Source organism: Kineococcus sp. GCM10028916 (genome assembly GCF_042674865.1).
In the GTDB taxonomy this organism is placed as follows: Bacteria; Actinomycetota; Actinomycetes; order Actinomycetales; family Kineococcaceae; genus Kineococcus.
Genome location: NZ_JBHTFM010000001.1, coordinates 54,086 through 66,164 on the forward strand (window position 1 = coordinate 54,086; position 12,079 = coordinate 66,164).

A 12,079-nucleotide genomic window follows, 5' to 3' on the forward strand; every position below is an offset into this window, starting at 1 on the left:
AACGGGGGCTGGATCATGTCCGACACGGCGCCGCACCCGCAGGCGACGTACGAGCACAACCGCGAGGCCGCGCTGGCGGCGGAACGCATCGGCCTCGACTTCGTGATGTCGATGGCGAAGTGGCGCGGTTACGGCGGCCGGACCGACCACTGGGGCCAGACCCTGGAGTCGATGACGATGATGTCGGCGCTGGCCGAGGCCACGCACCGGGTGAAGGTCTGGGCGACCGTCCACACGAACCTGTTCCACCCCGCGCTGGTGGCGAAGATGTTCGCCACCCTCGACCAGGTCTCCGGCGGGCGCTGCGGCATGAACGTCGTCGTCGGCGCCTACGAACACGAGTTCTCCCAGATGGGGCAGTGGCGCGCGGACTTCAGCCACGACGACCGCTACCGCTACACCGAGGAGTGGATCGACCTCGTCGAACGGTTGTGGACGGAGGACTCCGTCACCGCCCGCGGGGAGTTCTTCACCCTCGACGACTGCCAGTCCCGCCCCCACCCCGCGCAACGGCCGACGCTCATCGCGGCCGGTCGTTCGGCGGCCGGGATGCGGTTCCAGGCGGCCCACTGCGACGGGTCCTTCCTCACCGCCGAGGACCTGCCGGGGCTGCGCGCGGCCAGTCGCGACGTCAAGGCGATGGCCGCGCTGCGGGGTCGCTCGATCAAGACCTACGCCATGCTCACCGTCGTGCTGGCCGAGACCGACGCGGCCGCGCAGGCGCGGTTCCGCGAGTACGGGCGCGGGTACGACGCCGAGGCCATCACGAACATGAAGCTGTCCTGGGGCCTGCCGCTGGAACGCGCGATGTCCATGACGGCCGGGGACGAGGCGCACGAGGCGTTCCAGACCGCCGTCGTCGTGGGTGGTCCGGACTCCGTCGTGCGCCAGATCCAGGAGGTGGTGGAGGAGACCGGCCTCGACGGCATGATGCTCATCTTCCCCGACTACCTGCCGGACCTGGCCGCGTTCGGCGAGCAGGTGCTGCCCGCGTTGCGGGCAGGAGCGTGAGCGACCCGCGGCTGGAACTCCTGTGCGACCTCCCCGGGGCGCTGCTGGTCGTCGACGTGCAGCGCTCCTTCGCCGATCCGGAGTTCCTGGCCCACCTGTCCGAGACCGCCCGCGCCGACGTCGCCGCCGCGGTGCAGGGGGTCCGGGCCGCGATCGGCCTGGCCCGGGCCGGGGGGACCGCCGTCGTCTGGCTGCGGCTGCGGGTCCCGCCGGACGACCCGTGGCCGGCGTCGAACTGGTTCCGCGGTCAGGCCCCGGACGACCCGTGGCCGACCGAGGGGGAACCCTGCGTCGAGGGCACCGACGGCATCGAGTGGTACGGCGTGGAACCCCTCGACGGGGAACTCGTCCTCGACAAGCGGACCTACGACGGTTTCGCCGGGACGGGGTTGGCGGAGACGTTGCACGGGCGGGGGACCGGGTGGGTCGCGGTGACCGGACTCACCAGCGACTGCTGCGTCCTGGAGACGGCCGGGTCCGCCTTCACCCGGGGTTTCCGGACCCTCGTGGTGGCCGACGCCACCGCCTCCCACGACCGGGCCACCCACGACGCGGCCCTGCGGGTGCTGGCCGAGCACAGCGCGGTGGTCGTGGACCTCGCCGAGATCGAGGACCTGCTGCTCACGCCCTGACGGTCAACGTCCCCCGCAGGACGCTGTCGGAGGAGTGACCGGGGTTCCCGTCGAGGGGTTCCCGGGAGACGTCGACGACGTCGAAGCGGCCGAGGTCCAGGTCGGCGGGCAGCGTCACCGACATGGCCATGCCCGCCCCGGCGCCCGGGTCCGGGCTGAGGAAGCCCAACGGCACCAGGCCCCCGTCGGCGTCGAGCAGCCACGCCTCGAGGAAACCGTCGGGCACCGCCGCCACCCCGGAGATCCGCAGTTCCAGGCGTCGGCTCCCGCCGGCCTCGGTGACGTCGGCGCTGCCGCTGCCGCTGCCGGACCCGGCCAGCGGTTCCAGCGCGGCGGTGGACACGACGGCCTGCGGGGGCGCCGCGGTCGTGGGTTCCGCCGGGCCGGAGAGCGCCCTCGTCCCCAGCGCACCGACGCCCAGGCCGATGAGGGCGGCCGCGGCCACCGGTACCCACCGTGTCCGGCGGAGCGGACGCGGAGCACCCGCCCGGCGCAGCGGGACGACGACCGGTGCGCTCGCCGCGGGGGTACCGGAGCCGGCGGGGTCGATGCCGAGCTCGTGGGCGACGTTCTCCCAGGTCCCGGCCGGGACCGGGACGGGGGTCACCGACTCCTGCGACCGGGCCGAGTCGACCACGCGGCTGATCTCGGCGACCTCGGTGCGACAGGTGACACAGGCCTCGAGGTGGGCGTGCACCTCCGGTGCGACCTCCTCACCCAGGGCGAGCAGCACGACGACGTCCTCGGGAAGGTGTTCCGCCGCCGTCGGGGACGTCTCATCGATCGGCACTGTCGTCCTCCAGGCGCGATCGCAACCGGCGCAGGGACCGCCGGAGGTGGCTCTTCACGGTACCCACGGGCAGGCCCGTGCGTTCGGCGATCTGGACCTGGGTGAGGTCCTCGAAGAAGGCGAGGCGGACGACGGTGCGTTGTGGTTCCCCGAGGCCGTCGACCTCCGCGAGCAGGACGAGGCGGTCGGTCGCCACGTCCTGCGGTGCGGCGTCCAGCACGACGGTGCTGTCGCCCCCGCGCAGCAGTTCCGGGTCGGTCACGACCTCGGGGCGGTAGCGGGTGGTCAGGGCGTCGGCGATGCGGTGCCGGGCGATGCCCACGAGCCAGGCCGGGAACGAGGCCGCGGAGGGGTCGAAGCGTTCCCGGGACCGCCACGCCGACACGAACACGTTCTGCACGACGTCCTGCGCGTCGGCCTCGTCGAGACGTCGCCGGGCGAGCCCGTTGACGAGCGGGGCCCACCGTTCGAACGCCTCGCGCAGCCCGCGTTCGTCTCCCGCAGCGACGGCCCGGCCGACCGCGGCGTCGTCCCACGACGCGGGGTCGGTCCAGTCCGCCGCCGGCGACGGGCTCGGCCGGGGGCTCACGGGCACCACCGTAGGGGCCCCGACGGGCTGCGCCAGCCCACCGGTCCGGTTCAGAGGGCGGTCACGACGACGTTCTCGGCGTAGGACCGGGTGGCGCGGTCGAAGTCGCCCCCGCAGGTGATCAGCTCCAGGCGGGGGTCGCCGGTCCGGGTGAACACCTCCTCCGCGGGCAGGTCCGCCTTGAGGTAGGAGTGGCGTGAGGCGACCCGGAACTCCGCGACCCCGCCGTCGGAGCTGGTGACGCGGACCGTCGTCCCGGCCTCCAGCGACGCCAGGTCGATGAGGGCCCCCGGCCCGTCCGCGTGGGTGTCGACGTGCCCGGCCAGCACGGTCGCCCCGGCCCCACCGGGGACGGACCCCCAGCGGTACCAGCCGACCTGCTGCGGGTCCTCGGGGACGGCCAGCGCCCCGTCGGCGTCGACCCCGACGGGGACCACGGGGGCGTCCACCCCGAGGTCGGGGATCTCCAGGCGCACCGGGACGGGCGTCGGGGCCGGAGCCGAGGGGGCGGCGTCCCGGCGGCCCACCGCGGCCTGCCCGGTCGTCACCGGGCTCGTGACCGGCGTCGGGACCGGGACGGGGCTCGCCGCGGGGACGGCCGGCAACGGTGCACCGAACCCCGCGGTCGGACGTGAGGACCACCACCCCGCGACGAGGAAGACCCCCGCGACGGCCAGGACGACCGCGACGAGCGCGGCGCCCCGGGCGAGCCGTGCGTCAGCGCGTGGCGTGCGCACGCCGCGAGACGACGGTCGCCGCACCCGCACCGACCAGCGCCAGCGCACCGGCGCCGACCACCCAGCCGGACCACCCGTTCTCGGCGAGACCACCGGAACCGGAGGGGACCCCGGACGGCGTGCCGGCCCCGCCGGTCACCTGCTGGGTCGCGAGAGCCAGGTTGGCGTCCGCGGCGGAACCCCAGGCGTAGACGATGGTCTGGGTCCCTTCGGGCAGGGTCAGGTCCGCCGGGCCGATCGCGACCTGGTCGGTTCCCGCCAGGACGACGTCCGCGCTCACCGTTCCCGCGGGCACGGTGACGCTGGCCTCGTTCGGGTTGGTGAGGCCGGTGAGCACCGGTGTCCCGCCGGCCCGGACGTCGACCGCGGGGGCCGCCGCGACGTGGCGGACGGTCAGTTCTGACTCCCCGGCCGCGAGGTCCGTGGGTGCGTTGACGAACGGCGTCAGCGCGGGAGTTCCGGCGGCGTCGAGGTGGGCGACCACGGTGACGTTCGCCCCGGCGGGGACCTGGACGCCCTTCGCCGAGATCGCGGGCTGCGTCGCGGCCGGGTCGGCGCCGGCGGGGTAGACCGCGAGGTCGTAGCTGCCGGAAGGCAACTGCTGCGGGTCGGTCAGGGTTCCGGGGGTGAAACCGGGGACGAGTTCCTTGCCGTTGGCGTACACGTCGACGGTGAGGCCGGGAACCGCGTGCAGGATCGAGACGGTCGCGGTGTCGCTCGTCGCGGCCGCCGACGCCGTGCCCGCGGTGGCCAGCGCGGCCACCGGGACGGACAGCGCGATGAGCGGGGCGGCGACGAGGGCGGCGGTGCTGCGTGCAGTGCGCATCGTTTCTCCTCCAGGAGGGCGGCGGGCCGCTCGGTGCGGCCCGTCACCCCCTCTTCCGGCCCGGGGAGGAGAACGGATGCAGTTCTCCCGAAGTTTCTCGGAGGTTCCCGGAGTTCCCCCGCTCCCGGGTCAGACCAGCGGTGCGGCGAAGTAGTACGGGCTGTTCGGCCAGGACCGGTCGGTCCCGGTCACCGTGCCGACGAACGCGTGCCGTGCGGAGGACAGGTAGGTGATCTGGTAGCGGTAGAACCCCGGTGTGCTGCCGGCGGCGCAGTCGAGGTCGGCCAGGTCGCCCGACCGGTCGCGCAGGACGTTCTCCAGGACGACGGGTGCCGAGACCGTGGCCGGCACCGGTTCCGCGACGGCGTCGACGTGGTGGCCGCTGTGGTTCCAGGGCGCGCCGTCCAGGGAGCCCGTGCGGACCCACCCGGCGTGGACCGTGGTGCCGGCGACCACGGCGCCGTCGCTGAAGCAGCCCAGCGTGAGCTCGCCCTCCATCGTGGACTCGACGTAGCTGTGGTCGCTCGAGGGACCGAGCGCGCTGGACCGAGCGCGCTGGACCGAGAGGTCGGTGCCGGAGACGACGAGGTGGCTCTCGACCTGTCCCGCCCGCAGGGCCACGTGGGCGGTCGGGTCGGGCGCTCGGTGGCGTCGGCGCCGGTCGCGGCCCCCACCGAGGCCGGGCCGGTGCCGAGGGCTCCCCGTGACGGTCGCGAGCAGCGTGGCGCGATCCGGGAGTCGCGCACCAGCGGAACCGCCCGATCGATCCGCCGGATGTTCGACGGAGGGTGACGGTTGCTCCGATCGGGTGCGGTCCGGGTGGGCCACCTAGACTCGGGGGGTCATGTCCCGGTCCTCCCAGCGGCGTTCACGTCCCGCGTCCCGCAACCCCGTCCGTTCCCGTCCCGGCTCGGCGCCGGGGGCGCTGCCCGACGACCCCCGCGCCTCGGCGCTGGCCGAGCGGCTGCGTGCGGTCTCGCTGCGCGACGAGGACCGCCTCCGTCGTCGACTCGCCGGTCTCGTCCGGCGCCCCGCGGACCTCGAGCAGGAGCTCCCGGGCCTCGAGGAGCAGACCGAGACAGCTGAACGCCGGGTGGCGGCCCGGGTGGCGAGCGTTCCCGCGCTGCACTACCCGGAGCAGCTGCCCGTCAGCCAGGAGAAGGACCGCATCGCGGACGCGCTGCGCGAGCACCAGGTCATCGTCGTGGCGGGGGAGACCGGATCGGGCAAGACGACCCAGCTGCCGAAGATCTGCCTCGAGATCGGCCGTGGTGTGCGCGGACGCATCGGGCACACCCAACCGCGACGCATCGCGGCCCGGGCCGTCGCCGAACGCGTGGCGGAGGAACTCGGCACCGAGCTGGGCGCCAGCGTGGGCTACGCCGTCCGCTTCACCGACACCGTCGGCGAGGACAGCCTCGTCAAGGTGATGACCGACGGCATCCTGCTCGCCGAGATCCAGCGCGATCCCGAACTGCTGCAGTACGACACGCTCATCATCGACGAGGCCCACGAACGCAGCCTCACCATCGACTTCCTGCTCGGCTACCTGGCCCGGCTGCTGCCGCGCCGGCCCGAGCTGAAGCTCGTCATCACCTCCGCGACCATCGACCCGGAACGGTTCTCCCAGCACTTCGGCGGCGCCCCGATCCTCGAGGTGTCCGGGCGGACCTACCCCGTCGAGGTGCGCTACCGGCCGCTGCTGGCGAGCGAACTGGCGGACGAACTCGCCGGCGGCTCGGGTGAGGACGACGAGGGGGACTCCCTCGACGAACGCGACGAGGTCGTGGGCGACGACCGCGACCAGACCGAGGGGATCCTCGACGCCGTCCGTGAACTGGCGGCCGAAGGGCCCGGTGACGTCCTCGTGTTCCTGCCCGGCGAACGGGAGATCCGCGACACCGCGGACGCCCTGTCCGACCTGGTCCAGGAACGGGAGTTCCGCGGGACCGAGATCCTGCCGCTCTTCGCCCGGCTCTCGGCCGAGGAGCAGCACCGGGTGTTCCGGCCCCACGGCAACCGCCGGATCGTGCTGGCCACCAACGTCGCCGAGACCTCGCTCACGGTCCCCGGCATCCGCTACGTGGTGGACGCCGGGACGGCGCGCATCTCCCGCTACAGCCACCGCACCAAGGTGCAGCGGTTGCCGATCGAGCGGATCTCGCAGGCCTCGGCCAACCAGCGCGCCGGCCGTTGCGGTCGTGTCGCGGACGGCATCTGCATCCGGCTCTACTCCCAGAACGACTTCGAGTCGCGTCCGGAGTTCACCGACCCCGAGATCCTGCGGACCAACCTGGCGGCCGTCATCCTGCAGATGACGTCCCTCGGTCTGGGGGACATCGGGGCGTTCCCCTTCGTCGAGCCCCCGGAACCGCGGGCCATCACCGACGGCCTCGCCCTGCTGTCCGAGCTCGGCGCGCTGGAGACCGCGCGGGCGGGTGACCGCGGGCCGCGGCTGACCCGCACGGGCCGGGACCTGGCCAAGCTGCCCATCGACCCGCGGCTGGGCCGGATGGTCCTGGAGGCCCAGCGCAACGGCTGCCTGCAGGACGTCCTCGTGGTGGTGGCGGCGCTCTCGGTGCAGGACCCGAGGGAACGCCCCCTGGAGAAGCGCGAACAGGCCGCTCAGCTGCACGCCCGGTTCCGTCACGAGCAGTCCGACTTCCTCACGTACCTGAACCTGTGGTCCTACCTGCAGCACCTGCAGCGCGACCTGTCGTCCTCGGCGTTCCGCCGCCGGGTGAAGGCCGAGATGCTGCACTTCCTGCGCATCCGGGAGTGGCAGGACACCTACTCCCAGCTGCGCCGCGTGGCGCGGGACCTGAAGTTCTCCGTCGAGACGCGGGAACCCGCGGAACTCGACGGGGATCAGCTGTTCCCCGACCCCGGCTACGACGCCGACGCGGTGCACCGCTCGCTGCTGGCCGGCTTGCTGGGCAACATCGGCTCCAAGGACGTGCGCGAGGACACCTCGAGCGCCGGCAAGGGCCGTCGCGACTCCCGGCCCGCGCGCCAGCAGGTCGAGTACAACGGTGCCCGCGGGGCGAAGTTCGCGGTCTCGCCCGGTTCCTCGCTGGGCCGGCGCAGCCCGGACTGGGTCGTCGCGGGGGAACTCGTCGAGACGTCGCGGCTCTGGGCCCGCGTCGTCGCCTCTATCGACCCGCGCTGGATCGAACCGCTGGCGGAGCACGTGGTGCGCCGCGTCTACTCCGAACCGCGGTGGTCGCGCAGCCGGGCGGCCGTCGTCGCGACCGAACGCGTCACGCTCTACGGCGTCCCCATCGTGGTGGGCCGCAAGGTCGCCTACGGCGGGATCGACGCGGAACTCTCGCGTGACCTCTTCATCCGCGCCGCCCTGGTGGAGGGCGACTTCGAGACCCGCCACGAGTTCTTCCGGCGCAACCGGGAACTGCTCGACGAGGCCGAGGAGCTGGAGCACCGCGCGCGGCGGCGCGACATCGTCGTCGACGACGATGTGCTGTTCGAGTTCTACGACGCGCGGATCCCGGCCGACGTCGTGTCCGGCCGGCACTTCGACGCGTGGTGGAAGGAGGCTCGTCGGGCGGACCCCGACCTGCTGACCTTCGACCCGGCGATGCTGGTGCGGGTGGAGGACACCGTCAGCGAGGAGCAGTTCCCGCGCGTGTGGCGCCAGGGCGACCTCGAGCTCGCCCTCGACTACGTCTTCGACCCCGGTTCGGCCGCCGACGGGTTGACCGTCGACGTCCCCGTCGAGGTCGTCAACCGCTTCGACGACCGGGACCTGCTGTGGCAGGTCCCGGGTTTCCGGCACGACCTGATCACGGCGATGATCCGGGCGCTGCCCAAGGAACTGCGCAAGAACCTCGCCCCGGCTCCCGACAAGGCGGCCCGCTTCCTGGAGAACGTCCGCCCGCACGTCGACCGGTTCTGGCCCGCCTTCGAGGCCGAGATGCCGCGGTTGGGTGACGGCACCGAGATCTACGCCGAGGACGTGGACTGGACCAAGGTGCCCGGGTACCTGCGCCCGACGTTCCGCGTGCTGGCGGGGGACGGGTCGACCATGGCGGTGGGCAAGGACTTCGCCCGCCTGCGCGCCTCGTTGGAGACCGAGGTCGTGGAGACCCTCACGGCCGCCGCGGACGACGTCCAGCGCACCGGGGCGACGTCGTGGGCGGACCTGCCCGACGAGGTCCCGCTGACCCACACCAGCGTCGTGCGCGGCAGCGACGTGACCTCGTTCCCGGCGCTCGTCGACGAGGGGGAGTCCGTCGGGCTGCGGACGTTCCCGAACTCCGTGCAGGCCGCCGTCGCCCACCGTGAGGGGGTCCTGCGGTTGCTGACGCTCGCCCTGCCCTCCCCGGTGCGCACCGTGCAGAACTCCCTCGGCAACGACGCGAAGCTCCTGCTGGCCCGCGCTCCGCACGCCGACGCGAACGCGGTCGTGGCCGACTGCGCCCAGGCCGCCGCGGCGCAGCTGCTCGACGAGGCGGACGGCGGATCGGTCCGCACCGCAGCCGGTTTCGAGGAGCTGCGGGCCCGGGTGGCGGAGCGCTTCGTGGACCTGACCGTGAGCGCCGTGGAGCGCACCCTGCGCGTCCTGCGCACCGCGGCCGCGGTGGAGAAGAACATCTCCCGCACCAGCAGCCTCGTCCTCGTGCCTTCGCTGGCCGACGTCCGGGAGCAGTTCAGCGGACTCGTCCACGCGGGTTTCGTCACCGACACGGGCGTCGACCGGTTGCCGGACCTGCTGCGCTACCTGCAGGGGATCGACCGCCGGCTGGCGACGATGCCGGAGAACCCCCAGCGCGACCGGGTGCGGATGGCGGAGTTCGCCCGGGTCCGCGAGGAGTACCTGAAGCGGGTGCGACGCGCAGGGTCCCCGGTGCCGCCGGACCTGGCGCGGATCCGCTGGACGCTGGAGGAACTGCGCCTGCAGAAGTTCGCCCCGGGTGTCCCGACGGCCCACCCGGTCAGCGACGAGCGGGTGCTGAAGGCCCTCGCCGACCTCCCCTGACCGACTTCTGGGGGACCTTCCACCCTACCCGGGCCCAGGAAGGGTGGAAAGTTCCCCAGAAGTCGGTGGGTGGGGTGGGTCAGTGGGCGGCGTAGCCACCGTCGACGAGGTGGTACGAACCGGTCACGAAGCTCGCGGCGTCGCTGGCCAGGAAGGCGGTCAGGGCCGCGACCTCCTCGGGGGTGCCGAGGCGGCCCACGGCGTGCTGGGCGGCGAGCCCCGCCTTCGCCTCGGCGGAGAGGTTCGCGTCGATCAGCGGGGTCTGGATGAACCCCGGACCGACGGCGTTGACGCGGACACCCTGCCCGGAGTACTCCAGCGCGGCGTTCTTGGTCAGACCGATGACGGCGTGCTTGGTCGTGACGTAGGCGCTGGAGCCCTGGATGCCGACGCTGCCGAGCACGGAGGCCATGGTGACGATCGAGCCACCGCCCGCGGCGAGCATGGCGGGGATCTGCGCCTTGAGGGCGTAGAACACCGCGTTGAGGTTGACGTTCACCACCCGGTGCCAGGAGTCGAGGGAGTACTCCGCGACCGGCGCGGCCTCGCCGCCGATGCCGGCGTTGTTGACGGCGACCTTCAGGGGGGCGAGTTCGACGGCGGCGGCGACCATCGCGAGGTTGGTGTCGAAGTCGGCGACGTCGCCGACGAAGGCCCGGGCGGTTCCGCCGGCCTCGGCGATCTCGGCGACGACCCCGGCGGCCGACGCCTCGACGAGGTCGGCGACGAGGACGGAGGCGCCGTTCCTCGCCAGTTCCAGCGCGACGGCGCGGCCGATGCCGGAACCCCCGCCGGTGACGATGGCGGAACGGTTGCTCAGGTCGTAGGTGGCCATGCTCGATCTCCTCAGATCATCTTGTGCGACATGTGTCGGACAACACGACGACAGTACGCCCGGCGAACGACCTGGGCGACCTCGCTCACGCGGGCGCCCGTCCGGCGTGTGACGGAGGGGAGAGGCCCGGCCACGTAGGCTGTTCTCCCGGTGCGCGTGCGCGTACGGGCGACAGCGCGGGACGGGGTGGCAGGGGTGGCGACGGCGAGCGAACAGGTCGTCAGCACGCGCGTCCTCACCGTCCCCAACGCGCTCAGCTTCCTGCGACTGCTCCTGGTCCCCGTCTTCGGTGTCCTCATCACCAACGGTCAGGACGGCTGGGCGCTGCTCGTGCTCGCGGTCAGCGGGGCCAGCGACTACCTCGACGGCAACCTGGCCCGACGCTGGAACCAGGTCACCCGCCTCGGGCAGGTCCTGGACCCCTTCGCCGACCGGCTCTACATCCTCACCACGTTGTTCGGGCTGGCCTACCGCGGCCTGATCCCCTGGTGGCTGGTCGTCGTGCTCGTCGCCCGCGACGTCACGATGATCGTGACCCTGCCGTTCCTGGCGAAGCTCGGTCACAGCGCCCTGCCCGTCCACTTCCTCGGCAAGGCCGGCACGTTCTGCCTGCTCGCCGCCTTCCCGCTCCTCCTCCTCGGTGAGGTCTCGCCGACGCTGTCGACGTACGCCGGCGCGCTCGGCTGGGCCTTCGCGTTGTGGGGCACCGGGTTGTACTGGTGGTCGGGGATCCTCTACGTCTCCCAGGTCGTCGGGTTGTGGCGCGCCGAACGCCGGTGAGTCCCCGCAGCGCCCGGCCGCAGGTGCCGCGCGACCCCGCGGCCAGCACGGCGCTGCTCACCGAGGTCATGACCCGCCCGCTGGACCCCGGCTACGCCGCGGCCGCCCGACGTCGCGCGGAGACGGGGGAGGAGCGCAGCCGCTCGGGGCGAGGCCTGACCTGGCTCGCGCTGCTGGTGATCGGCGGGCTGCTGGCCGTCGCCGGGGTGCGCGCCGCCGCGGCCGAACCCGCGGCCGACCGCGGCCGGCAGGCGCTGCTGCAGCGGATCGACGACAGCACCGGGCGTTCCGACCGGCTCACCGCGCAGGTCGCCCGCGCCCAGACCGACAACGCCGCGCTCGCGGCGCGGCTGGGCGGGGCACCCGCCGCCTCCGCCGACGCCCAGGCCGGCGGACTCGCCGTGGCCGCCGCCGCGACCGCCGTCACCGGCCCGGGGCTGCAGGTCGTGCTCGACGACGCGCGCAGCGACGACTCCGGCTCCACCACGACCTCGGGACGGGTCGTGGACCGCGACGTCCAGATCGTCGTCAACGGGTTGTGGCAGAACGGCGCCGAGGCCGTCGCGATCAACGGTCAGCGGCTGAGTTCGCTGTCCTCGATCCGCGCGGCGGGTGAGGCCGTCCTCGTCGACTACCGCCCGTTGACCCCGCCGTACACGATCTCCGCCATCGGCGACCCCACGGCCCTGCAGACCGGTCTGGCGACGTCCGTCGCGGGTCGCTACCTGCAGGTGCTGCGCGACAACTACGGCATCTCCGCCGGCGTCGACACCCGCTCCGGCGACGACCCGATGACGTTGCCCGCCGCCCCCCGCCTCGACCTGCGCCTGGCCCACCCCTCCGCCCCGTGATCCCGCCGGGAATCCCGGCGGGACCACGGACC

Annotated in this window: 11 protein-coding genes; 5 read left to right on the top strand and 6 right to left on the bottom strand. The window is 73.4% G+C overall.

The window, feature by feature from the left end:
- Positions 1-15: 15 nt before the first annotated feature.
- Positions 16-1,011: an LLM class flavin-dependent oxidoreductase gene (locus tag ACFQ46_RS00270; RefSeq protein ID WP_380256778.1), complete on the top strand. Its 996-nt coding sequence runs from the start codon at positions 16-18 to the stop codon at positions 1,009-1,011.
- Entirely contained in the window at positions 1,008-1,643 is a 636-nt protein-coding gene (locus tag ACFQ46_RS00275; RefSeq protein ID WP_380256066.1) for a cysteine hydrolase family protein, read from the top strand. The genes ACFQ46_RS00270 and ACFQ46_RS00275 overlap by 4 nt, the downstream gene beginning before the upstream one ends.
- On the opposite strand, the gene ACFQ46_RS00280 is transcribed toward ACFQ46_RS00275, so the two are convergent.
- The 5 genes from ACFQ46_RS00280 to ACFQ46_RS00300 all read right to left on the bottom strand — a co-directional run bounded on the left by ACFQ46_RS00280 (position 1,633) and on the right by ACFQ46_RS00300 (position 5,206).
- Positions 1,633-2,433: an anti-sigma factor gene (locus ACFQ46_RS00280; RefSeq protein ID WP_380256068.1), complete on the bottom strand. Its 801-nt coding sequence runs from the start codon at positions 2,431-2,433 to the stop codon at positions 1,633-1,635. The two genes, ACFQ46_RS00275 and ACFQ46_RS00280, sit on opposite strands and share 11 nt — an antisense overlap.
- The gene (locus ACFQ46_RS00285) at positions 2,420-3,022 is read right to left on the bottom strand and encodes an RNA polymerase sigma factor (protein ID WP_380256070.1); all 603 of its coding nucleotides are present in this window, start codon (positions 3,020-3,022) and stop codon (positions 2,420-2,422) included. The genes ACFQ46_RS00280 and ACFQ46_RS00285 overlap by 14 nt, the downstream gene beginning before the upstream one ends.
- Positions 3,023-3,072: 50 nt before the next feature.
- On the bottom strand, positions 3,073-3,759 hold the full coding sequence (locus ACFQ46_RS00290) for a class F sortase (protein WP_380256072.1): 687 nt from the start codon (positions 3,757-3,759) through the stop codon (positions 3,073-3,075).
- Complete coding sequence (locus tag ACFQ46_RS00295) at positions 3,740-4,585, bottom strand: DUF4397 domain-containing protein (protein ID WP_380256074.1); 846 nt, start codon at positions 4,583-4,585, stop codon at positions 3,740-3,742. Before ACFQ46_RS00295 ends, ACFQ46_RS00290 begins: the two co-directional genes overlap by 20 nt.
- A gap of 129 nt (positions 4,586-4,714) precedes the next feature.
- On the bottom strand, positions 4,715-5,206 hold the full coding sequence (locus ACFQ46_RS00300) for a hypothetical protein (RefSeq protein WP_380256076.1): 492 nt from the start codon (positions 5,204-5,206) through the stop codon (positions 4,715-4,717).
- A gap of 223 nt (positions 5,207-5,429) precedes the next feature.
- On the opposite strand from ACFQ46_RS00300, the gene hrpA reads away from it, so the two are divergent.
- A complete protein-coding gene (hrpA, locus tag ACFQ46_RS00305) occupies positions 5,430-9,581 on the top strand; it encodes an ATP-dependent RNA helicase HrpA (RefSeq protein ID WP_380256078.1) in 4,152 nt (1,383 codons plus the stop codon).
- Positions 9,582-9,660: 79 nt separating this feature from the next.
- Here the strand turns inward: hrpA and ACFQ46_RS00310 are convergent, their stop codons facing one another.
- Positions 9,661-10,416, bottom strand: coding sequence for an SDR family NAD(P)-dependent oxidoreductase (locus ACFQ46_RS00310; RefSeq protein WP_380256080.1), 756 nt, complete (start codon positions 10,414-10,416; stop codon positions 9,661-9,663).
- Positions 10,417-10,611: 195 nt separating this feature from the next.
- On the opposite strand from ACFQ46_RS00310, the gene ACFQ46_RS00315 reads away from it, so the two are divergent.
- Both ACFQ46_RS00315 and ACFQ46_RS00320 read left to right on the top strand, forming a co-directional pair.
- Positions 10,612-11,196: a CDP-alcohol phosphatidyltransferase family protein gene (locus ACFQ46_RS00315; RefSeq protein ID WP_380256082.1), complete on the top strand. Its 585-nt coding sequence runs from the start codon at positions 10,612-10,614 to the stop codon at positions 11,194-11,196.
- Complete coding sequence (locus ACFQ46_RS00320; RefSeq protein ID WP_380256084.1) at positions 11,193-12,047, top strand: DUF881 domain-containing protein; 855 nt, start codon at positions 11,193-11,195, stop codon at positions 12,045-12,047. The genes ACFQ46_RS00315 and ACFQ46_RS00320 overlap by 4 nt, the downstream gene beginning before the upstream one ends.
- The last annotated feature ends 32 nt before the right edge of the window (positions 12,048-12,079 follow it).